At 71.8% G+C, this 24,829-nt stretch carries 21 protein-coding genes; 15 read left to right on the top strand and 6 right to left on the bottom strand.

Annotated elements, in window-relative coordinates; all coding sequences use genetic code 11:
• The first annotated feature begins 2 nt into the window (after positions 1-2).
• From egtD to OF380_RS13345, 5 genes are all read left to right on the top strand, one after another.
• Positions 3-950 carry an L-histidine N(alpha)-methyltransferase gene (gene egtD / locus OF380_RS13365; protein WP_264051128.1) on the top strand — a complete coding sequence of 316 codons (948 nt, stop codon included), beginning with the start codon at positions 3-5 and terminating at the stop codon, positions 948-950.
• A gap of 38 nt (positions 951-988) precedes the next feature.
• Positions 989-1,888: an MBL fold metallo-hydrolase gene (locus tag OF380_RS13360; protein ID WP_264051127.1), complete on the top strand. Its 900-nt coding sequence runs from the start codon at positions 989-991 to the stop codon at positions 1,886-1,888.
• 181 nt (positions 1,889-2,069) lie between these two features.
• Positions 2,070-2,450 carry a hypothetical protein gene (locus OF380_RS28785; protein WP_404810584.1) on the top strand — a complete coding sequence of 127 codons (381 nt, stop codon included), beginning with the start codon at positions 2,070-2,072 and terminating at the stop codon, positions 2,448-2,450.
• Between the two features lie 187 nt (positions 2,451-2,637).
• The gene (locus OF380_RS13350) at positions 2,638-3,093 is read left to right on the top strand and encodes a thioredoxin family protein (protein ID WP_264051126.1); all 456 of its coding nucleotides are present in this window, start codon (positions 2,638-2,640) and stop codon (positions 3,091-3,093) included.
• 3 nt (positions 3,094-3,096) lie between these two features.
• Positions 3,097-3,816 (top strand): cytochrome c biogenesis CcdA family protein, encoded by a 720-nt coding sequence (locus tag OF380_RS13345; protein WP_264051125.1) that lies wholly within the window; start codon positions 3,097-3,099, stop codon positions 3,814-3,816.
• A gap of 53 nt (positions 3,817-3,869) precedes the next feature.
• Here the strand turns inward: OF380_RS13345 and OF380_RS13340 are convergent, their stop codons facing one another.
• Both OF380_RS13340 and OF380_RS13335 read right to left on the bottom strand, forming a co-directional pair.
• On the bottom strand, positions 3,870-5,990 hold the full coding sequence (locus tag OF380_RS13340) for a GumC family protein (RefSeq protein WP_264051124.1): 2,121 nt from the start codon (positions 5,988-5,990) through the stop codon (positions 3,870-3,872).
• Between the two features lie 138 nt (positions 5,991-6,128).
• On the bottom strand, positions 6,129-7,508 hold the full coding sequence (locus OF380_RS13335) for an O-antigen ligase family protein (protein ID WP_264051123.1): 1,380 nt from the start codon (positions 7,506-7,508) through the stop codon (positions 6,129-6,131).
• A 344-nt stretch (positions 7,509-7,852) separates the two neighbouring features.
• On the opposite strand from OF380_RS13335, the gene OF380_RS13330 reads away from it, so the two are divergent.
• The 5 genes from OF380_RS13330 to OF380_RS13310 all read left to right on the top strand — a co-directional run bounded on the left by OF380_RS13330 (position 7,853) and on the right by OF380_RS13310 (position 14,531).
• Positions 7,853-8,206, top strand: a complete 354-nt coding sequence (locus OF380_RS13330; RefSeq protein ID WP_264051122.1) for a type 1 periplasmic-binding domain-containing protein — start codon at positions 7,853-7,855, stop codon at positions 8,204-8,206.
• Positions 8,207-8,350: 144 nt separating this feature from the next.
• Positions 8,351-10,663, top strand: coding sequence for a ribonuclease R (gene rnr / locus OF380_RS13325; RefSeq protein WP_264051121.1), 2,313 nt, complete (start codon positions 8,351-8,353; stop codon positions 10,661-10,663).
• A gap of 43 nt (positions 10,664-10,706) precedes the next feature.
• Positions 10,707-11,213, top strand: a complete 507-nt coding sequence (locus OF380_RS13320; RefSeq protein WP_264051120.1) for a DUF983 domain-containing protein — start codon at positions 10,707-10,709, stop codon at positions 11,211-11,213.
• Positions 11,137-11,910 carry an NUDIX hydrolase gene (locus tag OF380_RS13315; protein ID WP_404810583.1) on the top strand — a complete coding sequence of 258 codons (774 nt, stop codon included), beginning with the start codon at positions 11,137-11,139 and terminating at the stop codon, positions 11,908-11,910. Before OF380_RS13320 ends, OF380_RS13315 begins: the two co-directional genes overlap by 77 nt.
• A gap of 557 nt (positions 11,911-12,467) precedes the next feature.
• Positions 12,468-14,531 (top strand): M23 family metallopeptidase, encoded by a 2,064-nt coding sequence (locus OF380_RS13310; RefSeq protein WP_404810582.1) that lies wholly within the window; start codon positions 12,468-12,470, stop codon positions 14,529-14,531.
• A 334-nt stretch (positions 14,532-14,865) separates the two neighbouring features.
• Here the strand turns inward: OF380_RS13310 and gluQRS are convergent, their stop codons facing one another.
• Genes gluQRS through OF380_RS13295 form a run of 3 tightly spaced genes read right to left on the bottom strand, consistent with a single transcriptional unit; the run spans position 14,866 to position 18,222 of the window.
• Entirely contained in the window at positions 14,866-15,762 is an 897-nt protein-coding gene (gene gluQRS / locus OF380_RS13305; RefSeq protein ID WP_264051314.1) for a tRNA glutamyl-Q(34) synthetase GluQRS, read from the bottom strand.
• Positions 15,763-15,791: 29 nt separating this feature from the next.
• Positions 15,792-16,088: a hypothetical protein gene (locus tag OF380_RS13300; RefSeq protein WP_264051119.1), complete on the bottom strand. Its 297-nt coding sequence runs from the start codon at positions 16,086-16,088 to the stop codon at positions 15,792-15,794.
• 40 nt (positions 16,089-16,128) lie between these two features.
• A complete protein-coding gene (locus OF380_RS13295; protein ID WP_264051118.1) occupies positions 16,129-18,222 on the bottom strand; it encodes a PAS domain-containing hybrid sensor histidine kinase/response regulator in 2,094 nt (697 codons plus the stop codon).
• A 235-nt stretch (positions 18,223-18,457) separates the two neighbouring features.
• Between OF380_RS13295 and trpA the strand changes: the two genes are divergently transcribed.
• From trpA to OF380_RS13275, 4 genes are all read left to right on the top strand, one after another.
• Positions 18,458-19,315, top strand: coding sequence for a tryptophan synthase subunit alpha (trpA, locus tag OF380_RS13290; protein ID WP_264051117.1), 858 nt, complete (start codon positions 18,458-18,460; stop codon positions 19,313-19,315).
• Between the two features lie 58 nt (positions 19,316-19,373).
• A complete protein-coding gene (accD, locus tag OF380_RS13285; RefSeq protein ID WP_264051312.1) occupies positions 19,374-20,276 on the top strand; it encodes an acetyl-CoA carboxylase, carboxyltransferase subunit beta in 903 nt (300 codons plus the stop codon).
• Positions 20,277-20,339: 63 nt separating this feature from the next.
• A complete protein-coding gene (locus tag OF380_RS13280) occupies positions 20,340-21,665 on the top strand; it encodes a bifunctional folylpolyglutamate synthase/dihydrofolate synthase (protein WP_264051116.1) in 1,326 nt (441 codons plus the stop codon).
• A gap of 120 nt (positions 21,666-21,785) precedes the next feature.
• The gene (locus tag OF380_RS13275; RefSeq protein WP_264051115.1) at positions 21,786-22,703 is read left to right on the top strand and encodes an outer membrane protein; all 918 of its coding nucleotides are present in this window, start codon (positions 21,786-21,788) and stop codon (positions 22,701-22,703) included.
• A 158-nt stretch (positions 22,704-22,861) separates the two neighbouring features.
• Here the strand turns inward: OF380_RS13275 and trxA are convergent, their stop codons facing one another.
• A complete protein-coding gene (trxA, locus tag OF380_RS13270; protein ID WP_056185158.1) occupies positions 22,862-23,182 on the bottom strand; it encodes a thioredoxin in 321 nt (106 codons plus the stop codon).
• 343 nt (positions 23,183-23,525) lie between these two features.
• Here trxA and OF380_RS13265 point away from each other — a divergent pair, with 343 nt between their 5' ends.
• Positions 23,526-24,809 (top strand): PQQ-dependent sugar dehydrogenase, encoded by a 1,284-nt coding sequence (locus tag OF380_RS13265; RefSeq protein ID WP_264051114.1) that lies wholly within the window; start codon positions 23,526-23,528, stop codon positions 24,807-24,809.
• Positions 24,810-24,829 lie beyond the last annotated feature (20 nt).

Genomic DNA, 24,829 nt, shown 5'->3' with positions numbered 1-24,829 from the left:
GGATGGCGGACGCTCCGCAGGTCGAGATGACCAGGGACGCCGGGTTCCTCCACGATGCCCTGGAGGGCCTGAAGGGGCGTCCCCGCACCCTGCCCGGTAAGTACCTCTGGGACGAAACCGGGTCCGAGCTGTTCGACCGCATCTGTCACAGCGCCGCTTACTATCCCACCCGACGCGAGATGGGGCTCCTGCCTGAGGTGGCGGCCGAAGTGGCGGCCCTGGTCGGGTCCGGCGCAACGGTGGTAGAATTCGGCAGCGGTGCCAGCCGTAAGATCCGCACGCTTCTCGACGCCCTGACCGCACCCGCCGCCTACGTCGCCGTCGACATCTCCGGCGACTATCTCGCGGACGCGATCCGACGCTTGGCCCCGGATTACCCGCAAGTGGCCATGCGGGCGGTCTGCGCGGATTATACGGCTCCGTTCAGCCTCCCCTTGCCGGAGACCGGCGGGCCGGTGCTGGCCTTTTTTCCCGGCACCAGCATCGGCAATTTCTCGCCTCGGGAGGCGAGCGCGTTCCTGGCCCGTGCCCGCGCGGCCCTGGGTTCATGCCTGTTCCTGGTCGGAGCCGATCCAACCATCGAACCGGAGGTCCTGCACGCCGCCTATGGCGGGGCGGACGGACTCATGGCGGCCTTTCACCGGAACGTCCTGGCGCGGATGAACCGCGAACTGGGCACGGATTTCGACCTCGACGCCTTCCGGCACGCGGTCCGGATTTGCGACGACCCCTTCCGGGTCGAAGCCCACCTCGTGGCGCGGGCGCCCACCACGGTACGCATCGCCGGCCACACGCTCACCTTCGCGCTGGGTGACAGCATCCGCACCGACACCTCGCACAAGTACACCCCCGAGGCCTTCAAGGCCCTGGCCACCGAGAGCGGCTGGGAGCCGGTCCAGCACTGGTCCGGCCCGGCCGAGGGCTTCAGCCTCCATCTGCTTCGGTGCTGACCAGCCTCCGCCTTTCGCTCAAACCCGGGAGAACATCCATGGCACAGCAGGTTCCGGTCTCGCGGGAGGCCGCGCTGACAGGGCTGGACGTCGCGGCGGACGCGGAGGCCGGCAGCCACAGCATCGCGGACGACCTCGCCTACCGGCGCCTCGCCATCGCCAACGTGGTCCTGTTCGGCGCGGTGGGGGCCGGTGACCGCAATTGGGTGCTGATCGATGCGGGCATCCCGGGATCGCGTGGGCGGATCGAGGCGGCGGCCGCCGCCCGCTTCGGGGCCGGTGCGCGACCCGCCGCGATCGTGCTCACCCACGGCCATTTCGATCATGTCGGCGTGCTGGAGGATCTCGCGGAGGGTTGGGACGCCCCGGTCTACGCGCACGCCCTGGAGCGCCCCTACCTCGACGGTTCGGCCGCCTATCCGCCCCCGGATCCGAGCGTCGGCGGAGGCCTCATGGCCCGAATTTCACCGCTCTACCCGACCCGGCCGGTGGACGTGTCCCGGCGGCTGCATCTGCTGCCGGAGGACGGCCAGGTCCCACCGATGCCGGGCTGGCGCTGGATCCATACGCCGGGGCATACCCCGGGGCACATCTCGCTCTGGCGGGAGAGCGACCGCACCCTCGTGGCGGGCGACGCCTTCGTGACCACGGCTCAGGAATCCGCCTACGCGGTGGCGACGCAGGAGCCGGAAATTCATGGGCCGCCGATGTACCTGACGATCGACTGGGCGGCGGCACGGCGCTCGGTGGAGACCCTGGCGGCGCTGCGGCCGGAGCGCGTCATCACCGGTCATGGTCGCCCCCTCCAGGGCCCGGACATGCGCCGCGGCCTCGAGACCCTGGCGCAGGATTTCGACCGGATCGCCGTGCTGGCCGAGGGCCGCTACGTCCGCGATCCGGCGACGCCGGCGGACGGATCGGCCTATCGCGAACCCTGAGGAGTCGGACCCGGGGGCGGGAAACGGGCTTCCCCGAGCCAGAATTTTTCACGTGGCATGCGGAACGACAGCGCTGCATCCGCGTTCTGCGGCAGTCGAGCATTCGTGCTGCGACAGGATCGGCGCTGGTTTCAGTGCCCGGCGCCGCTCGTCGTCATCTCTCTCTGAAGGAGGTGGTGTGATGATGATCGTCGAAACGATGGTCACGCGGGGATCGCCGGACGGACTGGTCGCGCGTGACGCGTCCGAATATCCGAGGATCGGTCCGGTCGAGCCGGCGATGCCGCGTCTTGGCAGCCTAGATACTTGGACCGCGACTGCGAGTCCCGGCGACGTCTTCCGGCATCCCCGGGAGGTTCTGGCGCATCCGAGCCTCACGGGAGCGGAGAAGCGGGCCATCCTGGCTGCCTGGGCATCGGATACCCATGCGGTCGAATCCTGTCCGAGCCTGCGCTGCCTGGCCGGTTGCCGGGCGGAGCCGGTGCCGGTGGACGCGGTGCTCGACGCGCTCCAGGCCCTCGACGCCCCGTCGGTCGAGGCGATGCGCCCGGCCCTGAACTGACGGGAGATCCGACACCCACGCCCGTTGCATCATCCGGCGGAATCCGTCGATCGTCACGCATTCTTGTGCATCCGGCGGTGCTGCATCGCCTGCATCGCGCGCACAGGCACGAAAGCATGCCGTAAGCTCGCCCGAACGGTCGAAGAGCCGGGCCGACAATCGGCCGAAATCCTGCGAGGAACGCGCCATGCGGACACCCAACCACGGCCCGGACAGCCGGGGGCCGGCACCCGGGAGTTTCCGGGAGCATTGGTCGCGACGCGGCGCGCTCCTCGCCTTGGTCGCGTGCGCGGCTCTCGCGCCGGTGCGGCCCGCCCGGGCAGGAGAAACGGCGCCCTATACCCCGGAGGCCTTCGCGGCGGCGCAGAAGGCGGGCCGGCCGATCCTCATCGAGGTCAGCGCGCCCTGGTGCCCGATCTGCCGGGCCCAGAAACCGATCCTGGCGGGGCTGCGCCAGCAGGCCCGCTTCCGGGACCTTTTGGTGTTCGAGGTCGATTTCGATTCTCAGAAGGACGTGCTGCGCCGGTTCGACGCCCGCACGCAGAGCACGCTGATCGCCTTCAAGGGCGAGACCGAGACTGGTCGCTCGGTGGGCGAGACCCAGCCCGAGTGGATCGAGGGCCTGGTCGAGAAGACCCTCTAGCCCGTGACCGCCGGCCTCGGGCTCGCCTTCCTCGCCGGGTTGCTCTCGGTGCTGTCGCCCTGCGTGCTGCCCCTGCTGCCGCTCGTCCTGGGGGCGGCGGCCTCCGAGCACCGGCTCGGCCCCGCCGCCCTGGCGGCCGGGCTGGCCGTGTCCTTCGTCGGGATCGGCCTGTTCGTCGCGACCATCGGCTTCGGCCTCGGTCTCGATGCCGGCCCGTTCCGCGCGGGCGCGGCGCTGCTGATGGTCCTGCTCGGGCTCGTTCTTCTGCTGCCGGCGGCGCAGATCCGGCTCGCGGTGGCGGCCGGGCCGGTGAGCGACTGGGCGGCGCGCCGCTTCGGGGGGCTCGCCGGCAGCGGGCTCGCGGGCCAGTTCGGCGTCGGCCTGCTCCTCGGCGCGGTCTGGTCCCCGTGCGTCGGCCCCACCCTCGGGGCGGCCTCGCTGCTGGCGGCGCAGGGGCGCGACCTCGGGGTCGTCGCCGCCACCATGCTGCTGTTCGGACTCGGGGCGGCCCTGCCCCTGGTGCTGCTCGGCAGCCTGTCGCGGGCGGCCCTGCTCCGGTGGCGGGACCGGATGCGAAGCGCGAGCCGGGGCCTCAAGGCGGCCCTCGGTCTCGTCCTCATCGTGGCCGGCGGCGCGATCCTGCTCGGCTCCGACAAGGCCCTGGAAACGATGCTGGTGGAGGCCTCGCCGGACTGGCTCACCCGGCTGACGACGCGCTACTGAACGGTCCCGACTGCGCCGCCCCTGGGACCGGCCTTCTGGATCGGCCCCATGTCTCAGGCGGCGCTCGCCGCGTCGGTGAGGACGAGGCGCACCCGTGAGTCCCGGCCGAGGGCGTCGAGAACCCGGCGGAGCGGGGCGACTTCGCTCCGCTTCGCGCTGGCGGTGAGGATCACCACCGGGAAGCGCGGATCGAAGGCGAGGCGGTCGGCGGCGACGTCGGTGCCGACCAGCCCGAGATCCACGATCACCGTGTCGAAGCCGGCCCCCGCCTTCAGGACCGTCCCCGCCACGATGCCGGTGCCGAAGCTCAGAGCCTGCTCGTCGACGGGCATCAGCCAGATCCCGGAGGGCGTCTCCATCACGGCATCCATGGCGGGGGCCTGACCGCGCAGGACGTCGGCGAGCTTGCGCAGCGGCGTGCCGCCGAGCCCCCGCGAGAGCACCGCCTCCGGGTCCGCGTCCACGAGGAGCGTGCGCTGCCCGTCGAGGGCGGCGGAGGAGGCCAATCCATGAACCAGGGCGGTCTTGCCGGGGCGGTCATCCGCCGAGGCCACGAGGATCACCAGCGGGCGGGCATTCGGGAGTTCGCGCTGCAGCCGGCTTCCGATCCGCGCCACCGCCAGGGCGTAGTCGGCCTTGGCCTGCCGGAGGCCCGTGCCGGCCTGACGGGAGTTCGAGAGTTCGGGCACGGCGGCCATCACGGGAAGCCGGGCGATGGACTGGAGACGGCGCTGGGAGCCGATGCGGCCCGACATCGCCACGCCGAGGAGCCCGGTGCCCACGCCGAGGCCCAGGCCGGCGACGAGGGCGGCGGCCACGACGATGCCGGACGAGGGCCCGAGCCGGCGATCCGAGGGCAGCGCCGGCGAGATGATCCGGGAGGACGAGGTGTCGAGCTTCTGCTGCTCCTGAAGCTCGCGCGAGCGCACCAGGAAGGTCTCGTAGACGGCCCGGTTCGCGTCCACCTGCCGCTCCAATTCGCGCAGGCGCACGAGGTCCGACCCGATGGTGAGGGCCTCCTTCTTGCGGCGATCGAGGGTCGCGGTCAGGCTCGCCTCGTTGGCGGCGGCCGCCCGGTACTCGTTCGCCATCGACGCCGCGATCCGCTTGATCTCGGCATCGAGCTGGCTGCGCAGGCTGCGAATCTGGGCCGCGTGGGTCTTCACGACCGGATGCAGCGATCCGAGGTTCTGGAGCGAATCGGCGTAGGTGGTCTCCAGCTGGGCGATCTGGCCCCGCAGCTGGCTGACGTTGGGCGACTGCATGACTTCGGGGACGGATTCGAGGCTGGCGGCCCCCCGCCCCAGGGCCTCGACCTGCGCGAGGCGGCCGCGCAGTTCGGAGACCCGGCCCCGGGCGACGCCGAGCTGCTCGTTCAACTGGGTGAGCTGCTGCTCGCTCACGAGCTGGGCGCGGGTGCCCACGATGTTGTGGGCCGCCCGGAATTTCTGGGCCCGCTCGTCGGACTGGTTCAGGGTCTGCTGGAGTTCGCCGAGGCGTCCCGCCAGGGCGACGCCCGCCTTGCCGGTCAGCGCACCGCGCGTCTCCGCCTCGGTGGCGAGGTAGGCTTCCGCGATGCCCTGCACGATGCGGGCGGCCTTGACCCGGTCCACGGAGGTGACGCCGACCTCGACGACGAAGCTGCGCTCCAGCCGCTTGGCCAGGGTCTTCGCCCGCAGGGTGCGCAGGGCCGTGAGCAGCGGATCGGTCGGGGGTGCGGGCGTGTGGCGGCCGAGGAGCTTCGCCAGCTCCTCGCGCACCCCGTCGAGGGTGGAGGGGGCCGGCACGAACTCGGGATCCCGGGTCAGGTCGAAGCGCGCGATGACCCGGCGAAACACGTCGTCGGAGGTCAGGACGCGCATCTGGCTGTCCACCAGGAGCAGGCTGGCGTCACTCGCCTGGTCGACCGGGGCGAGCCCGTCCTTGACCACCTGCAGGCTGCGCGGATCGATCAGGATCTGGACCGAGCCGGTATATTGCGGCGGCACCAGGGAGATCCAGGCGAGCGCGGCGAGCATGCAGAGCACCACCGGCGCAAGCACGAGCTTCCACTGGTTCCGCAGCGCCCGGAGGACCTCGCGGGGGTCGAAGAACCACGAATCCGGAGTCTCGTCGCGGCCGGCGGGCTCGCCGGCCATGACGAGCGCGGATGGGATCCGTTCGATCATCGCCATGGGAAATCCTCTCTCCTACCTGTCACGCCCGGCCGCCGGTCCGCGTCCCGGATCGGCGCGGTCCGGTCCCGGCCTGAGACAGGCCGGGACCGTTTCCGGCCATCCATTCGCGCGGGGCAGAGCGCTGTGCATGGGGTTTCAAATCGTGCGCCAGCCGGCGGCGGCGCGCGCGGGCACCGGCCGCCGGCCCGCCACGGGGACCGGCACCGCGTGCCCCGGCTGCCGCAGCGCGCCGACCCGCGCGTAGGCGAGCAGGGCCACGAAGCCGAGGATGTTGACGTTCCAGTCCTGGAAGATGCCCGGCGTCGTCATCCCGTTGAGGATAAGCATCAGCATGCAGCAGACGACGAAGCGGCGCCCGGGCAGGTCGAGCTTGAGGCCCCAGCGGATCGCGTTCGTCAGGACCACGAAGGCGAAGCACAGGCCGATCAGGCCGAGGCCCGCCCAGGCGCTGAGGAACATGTTGTGGGCGCTTGCGAGACCGACATTCTGAGTGGCCGCGACCCCGCTCGGGTCGGACTGGGCGATGATCACGTCGAGGAAGCGGTCCCCCGCCGAGTAGCCCGAGCCGACGAGCCGGTCCCGGGTGGCCTCGAGGAAGATGGGCCAGAAGCTGCCGCGCCCGGTACCGTTGGCGATCTCCTCGGCGGGCTTCTGCAGCACGGTCGAGACCAGCTCCAGCAGTTCCGGGAACATGGAGATCGAGAGCATCAGGACGAGGAACACCACCACCGTCGCCACCGTCGTGACGATGCCGAGGGCGCGGACCGAGCGGCGCGCGGACGCGATCATGAGACCCGGCACGATGGCGACCAACGCCCCCGTGCTGGAGGCCGAGCCCGCGACGATGAAGCCGACCACCGCAAGCACGAAATACGGCAGGCGCCGCGCCTGGGTCCGGTCCACCGCGACGAGCATCGCCAGCGCGAAGCAGATGAACGGCGTCATATTGTTCTTGCCCGACGAGAACACGATCCCGTTCGCCAGGCTCGTCACGATCACCGGGATGATGACGATCAGCCAGACCCCGATGAAGATCGCGAGGATGTCGGCGAGCCGCCGGGCGATGTCGCTGCGGTCGAAGATCAGGATCGACGCGAAGGTGAAGGCGCTCACCTCCGCCGTGCGGTAGATCGTGTAGGTCGGCACGATCGACCACAGGGCGCTCACCCCGTCCATCACGATGAGGAGCGTGAACGGGAGGTAGGGCATCGAGAACGGCACGCGCAGGATGCGCTGGTCCCGGAACACGCGGGAGAGGAGGTAGAGCCAGGTCAGGCCCGTCAGGATCACCAGCAGGATGTTCGAGGCGGTCAGCCCTTCTTCGAGCACGGCCTGCCCGTTCTCGCGCTCAACGTTGAAGACGTGCGGCATGTACGCGAAGGTCGCCGCCAGGGCGATCGGCACGGCGGGCCGCAGGTCGAGGGGACGCGTCGCGGTGACGAGGTTCTGCCGCGCCATGCCGTAGAGCAGGACGAACCACGCGACCACCGCGATGGAGACGAAGAGGTTCAGCATGCGGACACGGGCCCGCGCCGCGCGATCGCGCCGGACCCGACGGCACGCCCGAGCCGGGGCCCGGCCACGTGCATCTCGGCGCCACGCGTCAGGAACTGCATTCGTCGACCCCTTTCCCGCGTGGGATAACACGCGCGCTCATCAGGCAGCGTCGTCGGAAACGGTAAAGATCAGCGTTCATGTTCCCAAGGTTTCGGCATCCACAATGTTCGAATGCCGCTATGCTGAAGAGGTCGTATATGAACACCGGCTGAGCGCCGCCGGGATACGTCCGCCGGCCGATCGGCATCTGGCCCGGCGCTTGCGCGTCCGAACCCGTCCGAGCCCTCCCGCGGAGCCCCCTCATGTCCGAACGCGCCACATCTGAACCCGCCGCCGAGGTCCGCTCCCTCCTCGCCAACCTCGTGCGCGCGGCCCTGATGTCCGACGACCGGGCGAGCGCGCTCTGGCGCGAGGCCGCCCGCCAGGGTCAGGCCGGGCTCGCCGCCGGGCCGGGCCGGGTGGCACACCTGAACGTGGAGGGCTTCTGGACCCTGGCGGTGCGCGAGGCCGAAGCCCCGGAATACCGCGACGCCGAGACCCAGGTGGAGTTCGGCTTTCCCGCCCTCTGCCCGTTCCGCCTCGACGAACTCACCGACCCGGCCTTCGACGTCGACCGGGCGGTGGATCGCCTGCGCAAATCCGCCGCCACGGGCTGAGGCCCGGCGCGCGCCGTTGCCGGACGGGGCCGGGATGCCCATATCCTGGGCACCGGCCGATCCGCGATCCCGCATCCTGCCCCCCTTTTCCATCCTGCCTCGCGCCCACGCAAGCGCGTCCTTCTCCCCCCGAGCCCTTTCGCCTTGGCAAAACGCATCATCCCGAATCCCGGCGCCGCCGGCCTGCCGACCCGGCAGCAGATCCTCGCCTTCATCGAAGCCTCGACGGAGACGGTCGGCAAGCGCGAGATCGCGGCCGCCTTCAACATCAAGGGCGCCGACCGCATCGGCCTCAAGCGGATCCTCAAGGAGATCGAGATGGACGGGGCGGTCGCGCGCGGGCGCGACGGGCTTTCGCCCTCCGGCCGCCTGCCCCCGGTGGTGCTGGCCGACATCACGGCGCGGGACCGCGACGGCGAGTTCCTGGCCGCGCCCGCCGAGTGGGATGTCGGGCACGGCCCGGCCCCCCGCATCACCGTCGCAGGCCCCCGGGGAACCCGGCGCCCCAGCGGCCAGCCGGCGCCGGGCATCGGCGACCGCGTGCTCCTGCGGGTGGAGGCGAGCCCGGCCGAGCCCGGCCGCTACACCGGCCGGGTCATCAAGGTGCTGGGCAAGAACAAGGCCGAGATCATCGGCGTCTTCCGCGCCGGCCCGGAAGGGGGCCGCATCATCCCCGTCGAGAAGCGGGCGCAGGGCCGGGAGATCGCGATCCCCGCCGGCGAGGAGGGCGAGGCCCGCGACGGCGACCTCGTCAGCGTCAGCCTGCAGCGCGAGAGCCGCTTCGGCCTGCCCCAGGGCCGGGTGCGGGACCGCCTGGGCTCCCTTGGTTCCGAGAAGGCGATCAGCCTGATCGCCCTGCACCTCCACCACATTCCCCACGTCTTCGCCGCCGCCACCCTCGCCGAGGCCGACGCGGTGGTGCCGGTGGGCCCGGCGAACCGCGAGGACTGGCGCGCCGAGCCCCTCGTCACCATCGACCCGCCCGACGCCAAGGACCACGACGACGCCGTGATGGCGGTGGCCGACCCCGACCCCGCCAACGCGGGCGGCTTCATCGTCACCGTGGCCATCGCCGACGTCGCCGCCTACGTGCGCCCGGGCTCGGCCCTGGACCGCGAGGCGCTCGTGCGCGGCAACTCGGTCTACTTCCCGGACCGGGTCGTGCCGATGCTGCCCGAGCGCATCTCCAACGACCTCTGCTCCCTGCGCGAGGCCGAGGACCGCCCGGCCCTGGCCGTGCGCCTCGTCATCGGCGCCGACGGGGTGAAGCGCCGGCACAGCTTCCACCGGGTGATGATGCGCTCGCGGGCCAAGCTCGCCTACGCGCAGGCGCAAGCGGCCATCGACGGGTTCCCCGACGCGGTGACCGCGCCGCTGCTGGAGCCGGTCCTGCGCCCGCTCTGGGCCGCCTACGGGGCTCTGGTCCAGGCCCGCGAGGCGCGCGGGCCCCTCGCCCTCGACCTGCCCGAACGCAAGGTGCTGCTCACCCCCGACGGGGCCGTGGACCGCGTGGTGGTGCCGGCGCGCCTCGACGCGCACCGGCTCATCGAGGAGTTCATGATCCAGGCCAACGTGGCGGCCGCCGAGACCCTGGAGCAGGCCAAGCAGCCGCTGATCTACCGGGTGCACGACGAACCCGCGCTGGAGAAGATGCGGGCGCTCGGCGAGGTGCTCGCCTCCATCGGCATCAAGCTGCCCAAGGAAGGCGCGCTGCGCCCGGCCCTGTTCAACCGCATCCTCGGCACGGTGGCGGAGACGGAGCACGCCACCTTCATCAACGAGGTGGTGCTGCGCTCGCAGGCCCAGGCCGTCTACGCCGCGCAGAACCTCGGGCATTTCGGCCTGAACCTGCGGCGCTACGCGCATTTCACCTCGCCGATCCGGCGCTACGCCGACCTCATCGTGCACCGGGCCCTGATCGCGGCCTGCCGGCTCGGGCCGGACGGCCTCTCCCCCGAGGTCACGGTGGCGGCCCTGGACCAGATCGGCGAGCAGATCTCGGCGGCCGAGCGCCGCGCCATGGCGGCCGAGCGTGAGACCATCGACCGGCTCATCGCCCACCACCTCGCCGACCGGGTCGGCGCCACCTTCACCGGCCAGATCTCCGGGGTGACGCGGTCGGGACTGTTCATCAAGCTCGACGAGACCGGGGCGGACGGCTTCGTGCCGATCTCCACCATCGGGGCCGATTACTACCGGCACGACGAGGCCAAGCACGCCCTGGTGGGCGAGCGCTCGGGGGAAACCCACCGCCTCGGCGACCGGGTCGAGGTCCGCCTGGTGGAGGCGGCGGCGGTGGCGGGCGCCCTGCGCTTCGAACTCCTGACCGAGGGTCAGGCCCGCCCCGAGCGCGGCCCGCCCGCGAAGGGGCGCGGGGCCGTCCGCAAGCCCGGGGCGCCCGGCCGCCCCGCCGGCATCCGCAACACCGGGTCGCGCCATCGCGGCTCGCGCCGTTGAGGCCGAGGGTATAGGCTGGCGTGCCGTCCGAGGAGCCTTGAGCATGACCGCGACCGTCGAGACCCGACCCGGCGAGCGCGCCGGCCTCATCACGGCGCTGACCCGCGGCTTCTGCGGACGCTGTCCCCATTGCGGGGAGGGCAAGGTCTTCGGGCGCTACCTCAAGGTCCGGCCCGCATGCGAGAGCTGCGGCCTCGAACTCGGCCATCACCGGGCCGACGACCTGCCGCCCTACATCGTGATCTTCCTCGTCGGGCACGTGGTCGGGTATTTCCTGCTCGAAACCGAGATGAACTACGATCTGCCCCTGTGGTTTCAGCTCACCTTCTGGCCCATCGTCACCCTGCTCGGCTGCCTCGGACTCCTGCAGCCGGTGAAGGGCGCCGTGGTCGGGCTGCAATATGCGCTTGGCATGCACGGCTTCGCCAAGCTACCGCTGGCCCGGACATCGGACGTGCCGCAATCGGGCGGGCATGCCGACCCGGAGACGCAGCGTGGACCAGCCGACGGGCGTGCTGCCGAACGAACCCCCGGCTTCGGCCCCGCCTGAGGCCCCGGCCCGCAAGGCGCTCCGGCCCCGCAGCGCCGCGACCCTGATCCTCCTCGACCGGACGAAGCGCGCCCCCCGCATCCTGATGGGCCGGCGCCATGCACGCCTCGCCTTCATGCCCGGCAAGTTCGTCTTCCCCGGTGGCCGCATCGAGCCGGGCGACCGGCACATGCCGGTGGCCGGGGCCCTCTCCCACCGGGCGAGCGACGCCCTGGCCCTGAAGGTGCCCCGCGGCGGCGCCGGGCTCGGCCGGGCCCTGGCGCTAGCGGCGATCCGCGAGACCTTCGAGGAGACCGGGCTGATGCTCGGCACGCGGGATTACGGCCCCCCCGACTCCGCGCCCGCCGGAAGCTGGGGTGCATTTCGCGAGGCCGGCGTGATGCCGGACCTCGAGGCCCTGCACCTCGTCGCCCGCGCGGTGACGCCGCCGGGCCGGGTCCGGCGCTTCGACACCCGCTTCTTCGCCGCCGACCGCAGCGCCATCGCGTTCGAGGCAGGCGGCGTGGTCTCGCCGGATTCCGAACTCGTGGAACTCGCCTGGGTGACCTTCGCGGAGGCGCGCGGCCTCGACCTGCCCCGCATCACGAGCGTGATCCTCGACGACCTCGAGGTCCAGGTCCGGGGCGGTTTCGCGCCCTACCTGCCGATCCCGTACTACTTCGAGCGTCACGGCAAACCGCAGTGCGAGACCCTGTAGTCGGAACCCCTTCCCCGGCGTTGTCGTTGGACAGGCACGACGCAGAACCGGTGGAGATGCTTGATGCTGAAGGGCGGCTTGCTTTGGTTGATCGGAATCCCGATCCCGATCATTCTTCTGATCTACTTTTTCACCTCCTGGCTGCACTGACCGAAACCGTCGCCAGCTCTCAAACCGGCTCGGCGTCAATGCGACGCCGCCCGGAGCCGCGACTCGGCCCGCCTGTGGGTTCGGCTGATCCGACGTCCGGGTAACGGGTTCGCGAGGGCGAGAGATCGGGGCGAGTTGTGGCCCCTCTCCGGAGAGGTCATACCCCTCACCGTCTCCCGACGGAGAGGAAGCGCGCTGCGGGCGCGGCCCGGCAGCGAGCAACCCGGCTTCGTAGGAGCCCGAAATCCGCGCGTTTCGCCCGCTCCGGTGAAGCCTGGCGGTTCACGCCTCAATGTCGACATGCTGGCCTCCGACATCGGCGAAAGCCGGAACCGGGCTGGCGCGGCGCGGCCGCGTCTGCGATGTCCGGGTCGTGCCGTTCGGCGACATCTGCGAGGACCAGGACGTTGAAGCGCGGCCGTCTGACGATCGGTGCCCCGAACGGCACCCCGGATGCGCGGGTCGCCCCCCGCGTGCCGGTCGCGCACCTGCCCGCCCTCGACCTCCTCGGACCGGACGCGACCCGGATCGACCGTCGCGACGTCAACCTGCGCTGGCTCTGCGCGAGCGCGCTCACCGGGCTGACCGGGGCGGCGCTGATCGGCGCGGCGATCCACGTCTCGCTGCAGAGCGAGGTCTCCTTCGCGGCGATCCCCGAGCGGGCCTCCGCGACCGTGCGCCCGTCCATCGCGGACGGGACCGCGAACCTGGCGCGCAAGGGCGACCGCCTCGTGCGCAACCTCATGATCGCCTCGGCCAAGCAGAGCTTCCGGGCGCCGGTGACCGTGCGCCTGGGCGACCGCGAGATCATCAAGGTGCGGCCCTTCATGCGGGTCTCCACCGCCCTGTCGATGTCCACCGGCGTGTTCGCCGCCGACGCGCCGCGCTTCGATCCCCTCAAGCTCAGCACGGACGAACCCCTGGAGCGGGGCTCGGATCCCGGCCTCGCCGACGCGCCGAGCGCGGAAGTCTCGGTGGTCAAGCGCGACATCGCCGGGCTGGAGGTCGAGCCCGGCGCCCCGGCCCTCACCGACGACGACGTCGCCGCGCAGATCGAGGAGGAGCGCCGCCTGGCGGCCGAGGCGGGGCGCCGGACGGCGATCCCGATCGCCCCGCAGATCATGCTCTCGCGCACCCTGCAGCAGGGCGTCACCGCCCCGGATTTCGACGGCGGCACCCGGATGGCCGACGGGGGCTCGCCCTTCAAATCGATCGACGTGCTCGTGGTGCCGGAGAACGTCACCAGCCTCGCCAAGAGCATCGGCGGCGGGGCCGAGCCGCCGCTGGTCGAGGAGCGCGACCTCGCCCTCAAGCGCGGCGAGACGCTGGAGATGGTGCTGCGCGCGGCGGGCCGGGCGACCGACGACCAGATCCGCGGCATCGTCGCGGCGCTCGGCGGCCGGACCCGGATGGCGGATCTCTCCGAGGGCCAGCAGTTCCGTCTGCAGGTCGCCCCCGGCCCGAAGCCCGGCGATCCGCGCCAGGTGACCCGCGTGGTCCTCTATGGCGAGAACGGCATCGAGGCGATCGCGGCGATCAACGATCGCGGCAGCTTCGTCTCCGTGGCGCCGCCCACCGAGGACGCCCCCTCCCGCGTCGCTCCGGCGGCGGCCGAGGCCTCGGACGACGAGGAGGAAGGCGGCACCGGCCCGCGCCTGTACCAGAGCCTCTACGAGACCGCCGCCCGCCACGACCTGCCCCGGACGGCGGTGGACGACCTCGTCAAGATCTTCGGCTACGACGTCGATTTCCAGCGCCGGATCTCGTCGGGCGACAGCCTGGACGTCTTCTACACCTTCGACGAGGAGGGCACGCAGCCCGGCTCCACCGAGCGCCCGGAACTGCTCTACGCCGCCCTCAACCTCGGCGGCGAGGCACGCAAGGTGTTCCGCTTCCAGTCCCCGGACGACGGCACCATCGACTACCTCGACGAGCAGGGCCGCTCGCTCAAGAAGTTCCTGATCCGCAAGCCCATCGCCGACGGGATCATGCGCTCCGGCTTCGGCTACCGGCGCCACCCGGTGCTCGGCTACGCCAAGCTGCATACCGGCGTCGACTGGGCGAACCCGATCGGCACCCCCATCGTCGCCGCCGGCAACGCGACGGTGCTGAAGGCCGACTGGGATTCGGGCTACGGCCGGCGCGTGGAACTCCAGCACATCAACGGCTACGTCACGACCTACAACCACATGTCGCGGTTCGCGCGCGGCATCACGGCGGGCGCCAAGGTGCGCCAGGGCCAGGTGATCGGCTATGTCGGCTCCACCGGCCTCTCCACGGGCGCGCACCTCCACTACGAGGTGATCATCAACGGCCACTTCGTCGACCCGATGAAGATCCGCGTGCCCCGCGGCCGGGAGCTCGACGGACGCATGCTCGCCGAGTTCACGCGCCAGCGCGAGCAGATCGAGGGCACGATGCAGAAGTCGCGCTCCGCCTCGGCCCTGGCACAGCGCGAAGTGCTGCGTTGAGGCGACCCGGCCGGGGTTGCGCGGCCCCGCGTTTTCCACGCCCTTCCGCCGGTTGCATCGGCAATTCGGCGGGCGACATCCCGGCCTGAAAGCGGGCCGGTCCTGGTCCGCTCCCGCTCTCCCCTATTCCTGGCTGAGGATGCTGTGCTTCGGGGTAAGCGCGGTTCGTTGAATGTTCGTCCCGTCGAAGCTCCCGCCGTCTGCGGCCTGTTCCCTCGCGGCGCTCGGGTCTGCCTCACCACCCTGGCGGCGCCGTCGGACGGCCAAGGAGGTTGCCGTGCCAGCAGGCGCAGCCCGCTGACGTTCCGGGCGTCCCCTGCGTGAAGGCGGCCGATCAGGCGAAGCCGAGCCGGCGCCGGAGGTCGGCCGGGGCTTCGCCGGCCGCGCGCAGGTCGGCCAGGCTGCGGGAGCCCCGCGACTTGGCGAGCTTGGCGCCGGAGGCGTCGAGCAGCAGGGTATGGTGGTGGTAGCAGGGGGACGGCGCGCCGAGCAGCGCCTGCAGGAGGACGTGCAGGTCGGTGCTGGCCCGGAGGTCGGCGCCGCGCACCACGTGCGTGACGCCTTGCGCGGCATCGTCCGTCACCACCGCGAGGTGATAGCTCGTCGGCACGTCGCGGCGGGCGAGGACGGGGTCGCCCCAGCGGGCGGGATCGGCGGGCTCGATTGCGCCGGCGCCGATGCGGTGCACCGGGCCCGCCCGCTCCACCGTGAAACTCCGGACCGCGTGCGGTCCGGGCGCGGCGGAGAGGGCGCGGGCCATGTCGAGGCGCCAGGTATGCGGTTCTCCCGCTTCACGGCGCGCCCGCGCTTCGGCCTCCGGAAGCCCCCGGCAGAGGCCGGGATAGAGCGGCGCGCCATCGGGGTCGCGGGCCGTTTCCCGGCCGCGCGCCGTCTCGGCCGCAACCGCCGCCGCGATGGTCCCGCGCGAGCAGAAGCACGGATAGGCGAGCCCGCGCGCGGCGAGGCCCTCCACCAGGGCGCGATAGGTGTCGAGATGCGCCGATTGCCGGCGCACCGGCGCCGCGAACCGCAGGCCGAGCCAGGCGAGGTCGTCCTGCAGGGCGGCGACGAGGTCCGGCCGGGAGCGGGTGGGATCGATGTCCTCGATCCGCAGGAGAAGCCGCCCGCCCGAACTGCGCGCGAGGGCGTCGTTGAGGAGGGCCGAGAGGGCGTGGCCGAGATGGAGCCGCCCGTTCGGGCTCGGGGCGAAGCGGAAGACGGGGCGCGTCAGGGCCGGCCCCGGATCGTCCGGCACGCGCGTCAGCCGCCGACGCGACGCAGGCAGCTCGGTTCCTTGGGCACGCAGGCGATGCCCGGCAGCGAGCAGGCCACCTCCCCCTCCGCGCGCTGGCAGACGTGGCAGCCGTCGCTCCACTCGGCGCAGGTCGCGTCCTCGCCCGGCAGGCCCGCCGCCCGATGCGGGCTGGGCCCCGGCACGAGGGCGCCGAGCAGGACCGTCCCGGCGATCAGGGCCGCGACGCTCCAGACGACGCGCCGGTCGTGGGCGCGCGCGTCGGGATCCGGTGTTCCGGGATCGGGGATCGGGTGAACGGCCATGCGGGCGGTGTTCGCGCGGGAGCCGGAGCCTGTCAACCGGTCAGGCGGCGGCCGAGCGGCGTTCGAGCAGGGCCGGCAGGGCACGCAGGTTCAGGGGCTTGGCGAGGAACCCGTCGAATCCCGCCGCGCGGGCGGCCTCCTCGTCGTCCGGCCCCGTATTCGCGGTGAGCGCCACGAGGTGCAGCGGCGACCGGCCCCCTAGCGCTTCCAGGGCCCGGATCCGGCGGGCGGTCTCGAGGCCGTCGAGGCCCGGCATGCGGATATCGAGGAGGGCGAGGTCGAAGGGCAGGTCGGTGGCCTCGCGGATGCGGGCCAGGGCCTCGTGGCCGTCCCGCGCCAGCACGACGCGGGCCCCGTGGCGCTCGAGGGCCTTGGTGGCTAGGAGGGCGTTGATCGGATTGTCCTCGGCGAGCAGGATGCGCGGCCCCGTGGCGCCGGGCTCAGGGTCGGACACCGGGCCCGGGTCGGGCGGCTGGGTGGGGAATGATCCCTCCGGCGCCGCCCGTGCGGTCTCCGTCCCCCCCTGCGGAGGCGCGGGCGCGAGCAGGCGGTCGAAGAGCGAGCGGGCCCGCACCGGCTTGATCAGGTAGCTGTCGAAGCCGGCGGCCCCCGGCGCGCCGAATTCCCGACGGTCGAAGGGCGAGAGCAGGACGAGGCTGCAGCGCACCCCGCAGCGCCGGGCCTCCAGCGCCAGGGTGCGCACCGCCGCGTCGCCGAGCGCGCGGTCGGCCAGCACCGCGTCGAAGCGCGCCCCCGCAATGGCGTCGAGCCCCACCTCGGGGGTCGGCACCACCACGGCGGCGGCGCCCGAGCGGGTCAGCCGGCGGGCGAGATAGGGGGCCTGGAAGGGCGAATCGGCCACGATGAGCACCTTGCGACCACCGAGGGCGGGCGGGCGCACGCGCTCGGATTCCAGGGTCTCCAGGGGCAGGTGGACGCCGAAGACGCAGCCCCCGCCCGGCCGTGGGCCGGCCTCGATCCGGCCGCCCATACGGGCGACGAGGCGCCGGGTGATGGCTAGTCCGAGCCCCGTGCCCTCGTGGCGCCGGCTGGCACTGTCGTCGCCCTGCTCGAACTCCTCGAACAGGCGCGGGAGCCGCTCCGGCGGGATACCGGGTCCGGTATCGCCGATGGCGAGGTACAGGCCGGCGCCGTCGCGGCGCAGCTCGACGCCGACGCCGCCGGCGGCCGTGAACTTGACGGCGTTGCCCGCGAGGTTGAGCAGGATCTGGCGGACCCGGTCGGCATCGCCGCGCACGAGGCTCGGCACGTCGTCCGCGATGTCGAGGGCGATCTCGAGGCCCTTGTCCTGGGCGCGCGGCGCGAGGAGTTCCACCACCGCCTCGGCGATCGCCCCCGGATCGAACGGCTCCGCGGCGAGGTCGAGGCGGCCCGCCTCGATGCGCGAGAAGTCGAGGATGCCGTCGATCAGGCTGAGCAGCGCGTTGCCCGAGGTCCGGACCGCCTCGACATAGGTGCGCTGCTCCGGGTCGAGCCCGGTGTCGAGCACGAGGTCGGCCATGCCCAGGATACCGTTCAGCGGCGTGCGGAACTCGTGGCTGACGGTGGCGAGGAAGCGGGATTTGGCGACGTTGGCCGCCTCGGCCCGGCTCAGGGCCTCGTCGAGGGAGCGCGCCGCCTCGACGCGCTCGGTGATGTCGGACCCTGCCCGCAGCCAGTGCGTCTCGCCCTTGGGCCCGGTCATCGGCATCTCGATGAAGGAGAACCAGCGCGGCGGACCCGAGACGGGGGCGAGGCGCACCTCGACCCGGCGCACGCCGTCCCGGTCGCGGGTCGCCGCGCCGTGCTCCAGCACCGCGACCTGACGTGTCGAGCCGAGCAGCGCCAGGGGCTCCGCGCCGATCAGCCGGGCAAAGCCCTCGTTGGCGAAGGTGATGCGGCCTCGGCCGTCGCGCTGGACGATGATCTCGGTGGTGGCCTCCACCAGGGCGCGGTAGCGCTCCTCGCTCTCCGAGAGGCGCCAGATCCGGTCCTCCAACGCCTCGATCCGGGCTTCACCCTCCATGCGCGGGGACGGGCCGGCCGATGGGCGCTGGCGCGCACGCGCGACCCAGCCCGCCAGGAAGGCGAGGAGCGCGGGAAGGAGGACGAGCAGGACGTGCTGCGCGGTCATTGCCTGGGTCTCTTGAAGCGGAGTCTTCTTCGGGCGAGGTCTCTGCCGCCTGACCCGACGATGCCGCCCCCGGGGTTGAGACCGGCTTTCGAAAGGCCGTTAAGGAAGCGTTCCCGAATCACGCGGAATTCGACGGATTCCGTCCCTGCGCTTCACGCGCCCGCCGCGATGGTGTAGGCGCGGCGGCTTGATCCCGCGCCCGTGCCGGCCGCGAGGAGCGTGAGACAAGGGTGTCATGACGGCGACGAGTCCAGCCCAATCCGGTCAGGCCCGCATCGCGGCGGCCTTCGCGCGCTGCCGCGCCGAGAACCGCGCGGCCCTCGTCACCTACGTGATGGCCGGCGACCCCGATGCGGAGACCTCGCTGCGGGTGCTCGAGGCGCTGCCCGCCGCGGGCGCCGACATCGTCGAGTTCGGCCTGCCCTTCACCGACCCGATGGCGGACGGACCCGCGATCCAGGCCGCCGGCCTCCGTGCGCTCAAGGGTGGCCAGGGCGTCGCCCGGACCCTCGACCTCGTGCGCCGCTTCCGGTCGGGCAACACCGACACGCCCGTGATCCTGATGGGCTATTTCAACCCGATCCACACCTACGGCGTCGCGCGCTTCCTCGACGATGCACGCGAGGCCGGCATCGACGGGCTGATCGTGGTCGACCTGCCGCCGGAGGAGGACGACGAGCTCTGCCTGCCGGCGCTCGCCAAGGACCTCGCTTTCATCCGGCTCGCCACCCCCACCACCGACGAGAAGCGGCTTCCCGCCGTCCTCGCGAACACCGCCGGCTTCGTCTACTACGTCTCGATCACGGGGATCACCGGGACGGCGACCCCGAATTTCGACCGGGTCGCGGAAGCGGTGGGCCGCATCCGGCGCCACACCGACCTGCCCATCGTGGTGGGATTCGGCGTGCGCACCGGCGCGGATGCCGCCGCCATCGCGCGCGGCGCCGACGGCGTCGTGGTCGGCTCGGCCCTGGTGGACGCCCTGCGGGGCACCCTCGACGACGAGGGCCGCCCGGGGGGCGGAACGGTCGAGGCCGTGAGCGCCCTGGTGCGCGAGTTGGCCGAGGGCGTCCGCTCGGCGCCGCGCGCCTGACGCAATTGCCCCCGAGAAGTCAGACCGCCGCCCGCGGACAAGGATGCCGTCGCCCATGATGGTCGAACCGATGAACTGGATCTCGGAGGTCGTACGCCCCAAGATCAAGACCCTGTTCAAGCGCGAGACGCCCGAGAACCTCTGGGTCAAGTGCCCCGATACCGGCCAGATGGTCTTCCACAAGGAGGTGGAGGGCAATCACTGGGTCATCCCGGGCTCCGAGCATCACCTGAAGATGAGCGCCCAGGCGCGCCTCAAGATGATGTTCGACGAGGGCACCTGGATCGACGTGCCCCTGCCGGAGGTCGCCACCGACCCACACAAGTTCCGTGACGAGAAGCGCTACGCCGATCGCCTGAAGGACGCCCGGGCCAAGACCGGCATGGCCGACGCCTTCAAGATTGGCTTCGGGCGGGTCTCGGGCCTGCCCATGACCCTGGCGGTGCAGGATTTCGCCTTCATGGCGGGCTCCCTCGGCATGGCGGCGGGCGAAGCCTTCGTGCGCGGCGCCGAGACGGCGCTCGACAAGCGCACGCCCTACGTGGTGTTCACCGCCTCCGGCGGCGCGCGCATGCAGGAGGGCATCCTCTCACTGATGCAGATGCCGCGCACCACCGTGGCCGTGCGCCGGCTGAACGCCGCCCGGCTGCCCTACATCGTGGTGCTGACGAACCCGACCACGGGCGGCGTCACCGCCTCCTACGCGATGCTGGGCGACGTGCATCTGGCCGAACCCGGCGCCCTGATCTGCTTCGCGGGCCCCCGGGTCATCGAGCAGACGATTCGCGAGAAGCTGCCGGACGGGTTCCAGCGCGCCGAGTACCTGCGCGACCACGGCATGGTCGACCAGGTGGTGCACCGCCACGCCCTGAAGGAGACCATCGCGCGCCTCTGCGGCATCCTGACGAACCAGGAGCCGGGCGCCGCCCGCAGCGCCACCCCGGTTCCCGAACCCGCCTGATCGTCCGCTCCAGCCGTCCGCTTCTTCTCCGGTCCCCTGCCCCCGCGACGCGACGATTCGACCATGGATTCCTCCGACGCCCTGATGGCGCGCTTCCTCGCCCTCCACCCGCGCACGATCGACCTCTCGCTCGGTCGGATCGAGCGCCTGCTGGCGCGTCTCGGGCATCCGGAGCGCAAGCTGCCGCCGGTGATCCATGTCGCGGGCACCAACGGGAAGGGCTCGACCATCGCCTTCATGCGGGCGATCCTGGAGGCGGGGGGCTTGGCCGCGCACGTCTACACCTCGCCCCACCTCGTGCGCTTCCACGAGCGCATCCGGATCGGCGCCATCGGCGGCGGCCACTTCGTGCCCGAGGACCAGCTCGCGGATGCCCTGGCCCGCTGCGAGGCGGCCAACGAGGGCGAGCCGATCACCGTCTTCGAGATCACCACCGCCGCCGCCCTGCTGCTGTTCTCGGAATCCCCCGCCGACGTGCTGCTGCTGGAGGTCGGCCTCGGCGGACGGGTCGATGCCACGAACGTGATCGACCGGCCGGCCGCCGCCGTGGTGACGCCGATCGGTCGCGACCACGCCGAATACCTCGGCGACACGGTGGAGGCCGTGGCGACCGAGAAGGCCGGGATCTTCAAGTCCGGCTGCCCGGCGATCATCGCCGCCCAGGATTATGCCGAGGCTGACGCGGTCCTGTGCCGCCACGCCGAGGCCGTGGGCGCGACCCCGATTCGCGTCGGCAACCAGGATTTTTCGGTCCATGCCGAGCGCGGGCGCCTCGTCTACCAGGACGAGACCGACCTGTTCGACCTGCCCCGGCCCCGCCTGAACGGGCGACACCAGTTCTCCAACGCGGGCACCGCCATCGCGGCCCTGCGGGCGGCGGGATTCGGCGACATCGGCACCGCCGCGATCGAGGCCGGGCTGAACGCCGTCGAATGGCCGGGCCGCCTGCAGCGCCTCAACCGGGGCCGCCTCTCCGAGCTGGTCCCACCGGGCGCCGAACTCTGGCTCGACGGCGGCCACAACGTGGATGGCGGCCGCATCCTCGCCGCCGCGATGGCGGATCTCGGCGAGCGCTCCGACGTCCCCCTCGTGCTGATCGTGGGCCTGCTCGGCACCAAGGACGCCGAGGGCTTCCTGCGCAACTTCGTGGGGCTCGCCCGGCTGCTGGTGGCGGTGCCGATCCCCGGCCAAATGGCGGCGCGCCCCGCCGAGGAGGTTGCCCGGATCGCGGCCGATGTGGGGTTGATCACCCAGACGGCCCCGGGCATCGAGGCGGCCCTCGAAGCGCTCTCCGCGACCGTGTTCGAACAGCCCCCGCGCATCCTGATCTGCGGCTCGCTCTACCTCGTGGGCAGCGTGCTCACCGCGAACGGAACCCCGCCGGTCTGAGGTTCACGCATCGGGGCGCACGCGCGGCGTCGCTCAACCGGTGTGACCCCCGCGCTACATCTTGGCTGTGGGAATTGGCGTAAGTTGCCACTCGATCGGGCACTTCGCTGGGGATCAATAATGAAAAAGCTTCTGACGTCTTTCGCGGCCTTCACGGCCCTCACCGCCGCCGCTTCGGCCGCCGACCTGCCGCGCCGCGCCGCGCCGCCGGTCTTCGTGCCGGTGCCGGTCTTCACCTGGACCGGCTTCTACGCCGGTTTCAACGCCGGTTACGGCTTCGATGCCGCCGACCGCAATGGCGTCACGCAGATCGTGACCTCGGGCGCCTCGGGCATCGTACTGGCCCCGGCCGGCGTCGCCCAGGGTGCAGGCAACGGCCTCGTCTCCTTCGGCGACCGTAGCTCGCAGGAAGGTTTCACCGGCGGTGGCCAGATCGGCTACAACTACCAGTTCACCCCGGGCTCGGGCGTCGTGATCGGTATCGAAGCCGACGCGCAGTACGTCGACTTCGGCCGTAACCGTGGTCGCCAGCCCAGCTTCGGCTTCAGCAACGTCGCGAACGGCGTCGGCTTCGCCAATCCCGACCTGACCTACATCAACCCGAACGGCCTCTCGAGCCTCGACTTCTTCGGCACCGTGCGCGGCCGCATCGGTTACGCCTTCGACCGCACCCTCGTGTACGGCACCGGCGGCTTCGCCTACGGCGCCGGCAGCAACGAGCGCTCCTTCGGCGGCTTCCGTGGCAACGACGACTTCCGCACCGGCTACGCGGCTGGCGGCGGCATCGAGTACGCGCTCCCCACCGACTCGTTCCTGAACTTCTTCCGCTCCTCGGCCGTCACGCTCAAGGTCGAAGGCCTGTACGTGAACCTCGACCGGAACAACGCCAGCAACGTGTTCGCCGTGTCGAACAGCACCGGCACCCAGTTCTCCACCAACACCGCCTACGCCTCCACCGTCGGCGGCACCCTCCGTCGCAACGACACCGAGTTCGCCGTCGTCCGCGCCGGCCTGAACTACAAGTTCGGCTCGTACTAAGCCGACATTACGGGTCTCGAAACGGGGGAGCCCGGCCGCAAGGCCGGGCTCTTTCCGTTTGAAATGACCCCGGTGGCTCGCGAACGCACCGCAACCGAGACGACACGAAAAAACCCGGCCTCGCGGCCGGGTTCTTGCGTTCCAGCGGTGAGAGACGCTCAGGCGCTGGCCTGGATCCAGCGGGAGAGATCGCCCTTCGGAGCCGCGCCGACCTTCTGGCTGGCGAGCTGGCCGTCCTTGAAGATCAGCAGGGTCGGGATCGAACGGATGCCGTACTGGGCCGCGATGCCGGGATTCTCGTCGACATTGACCTTGGCGATCTTCACTCGGCCCTGAAGGTCGGCCGAGATCTCCTCCAGCGCCGGACCGATCTGCCGGCACGGGCCGCACCACTCAGCCCAGAAATCCACCACGACGGGCTCCGCGGACTGAAGGACGTCCTGCTCGAAGCTCGCGTCGGTTACCTTGACCGTCGCCATGGGAAAACTTCCTTTCCGGTCCCGCCTCGGCGGGACCCCATACCACCCGCTCGAGACCGAGAACCGGGGCGTCGTGAAGGGAACTTGGCGACGGGGAAGAGAGCGGTCAAGGCGTCCTGCGCGCGCGGCAACGCTGCCCTCCGCCGGGATCGGGGTTTGTCCACCATCCGCACCCCGGCAGGGGACAAATCCCGTCCGCCCCGTCGCGGCTGCGGCCGCGACCCTCGCCAAAGCGGTGCCCTCGCCCCATCTCCCTGGCGTCCCCGCCCTTCCGCCGCGCTTGCCGGCGCGCAGGGCCCGACCCGAGGCCGGCCCTCCGCGCCGGCATGGAGGAACACCCGACGTGAAGCGCATCCCGCACAGCCTGCTCGCCACCGCAGCCTTCCTCAGCCTCGGCGCGGCCGTCCATGCGCAGGCCCCGGCGGGGGCCGAGCCCCGTCAGCCCCGTGTCGAAGGCGACGCCTTCGCGGCGCCCCAGAGCTCCGCCACCGGCAACAGCCCGGCCGAGACCGAGGCACCCAACACCGGCTACAAGCCCCTGCTGCCGAACCAGACGCGGGCACCGAAGCCCGAGACGGCCACCAAGGTGAAGACCGAGGTCGTGGCCAAGGGTCTCGACAGCCCCTGGGCGATGGAGTTCCTGCCGGACGGGCGCATGCTCGTCACCGAGAAGGGCGGCAAGCTGCGCATCGTCGCCAAGGACGGCAGCGCCGGTCCGGCGATCCCGGGCGTGCCGAAGGTGGATGCGCGCGGCCAGGGCGGCCTCCTCGACGTGGCCCTGAGCCCGAGCTTCCCGGCCGACCGGCGAATCTACCTCAGCTATTCGGAGCCGCGCGAGAAGGGCAACGGCACCAGCGTGCTGCGCGCCAAGCTGATCGAGGAGAACGGCGCCGCCCGCCTCGACGAGGTCAAGGTCATCTTCCGGCAGATGCCGAGCTATGACGGCGACAAGCATTTCGGCTCGCGCCTCGTCTTCGCGCCGGACGGCAAGCTGTTCGTGACCGTGGGCGAACGCTCCGACAAGGGCCCGCGCGTGCAGGCCCAGGACCTCACCAGCGGCCTCGGCAAGGTCTTCCGGATCGACACCGACGGCAACGCGGCCAAGGACAACCCCTTCACGGGGGGCGAGAAGGCGAAGCCCGAGATCTGGTCCTACGGGCACCGCAACGTCCAGTCCGCCGCCCTCGACCCGCAGGGACGGCTCTGGACGGTGGAGCACGGCCCGCGCGGCGGCGATGAACTCAACCGGCCCCGTCCGGGCGTGAATTACGGCTGGCCGGAGGTCTCCTACGGCATCGAGTACAGCGGCGAGAAGATCGGCGAGGGCAAGACGCAGGCGGCCGGCACGGCCCAGCCGGTCTATTACTGGGACCCGGTGATCGGCCCCTCCGGCATGGCGCTCTACAGCGGCGACGCCTTCCCGGCCTGGAAGGACGGCTTCCTGATCGGCGGGCTCGTCAGCGGTGGCCTCGTCGCGGTGAAGCTCGACGGCGATAAGGTGGTGAGCGAGGAGCGCATTCCCCTGGACGCGCGCATTCGTGATGTCCGCGTCGGCAGCGACGGCGCCGTCTACGCGGTGACGGACGGCCCGGACGGACAGATCCTGAAGCTCACGCCGGGCTCCTGAGCGATCGGCCGGAACGGGGC

The organism is Methylobacterium sp. FF17 (assembly GCF_025813715.1).
GTDB classification, from domain to species: domain Bacteria; phylum Pseudomonadota; class Alphaproteobacteria; order Rhizobiales; family Beijerinckiaceae; genus Methylobacterium; species Methylobacterium flocculans.
This window is presented reverse-complemented; position numbering and strand designations above follow the sequence as displayed.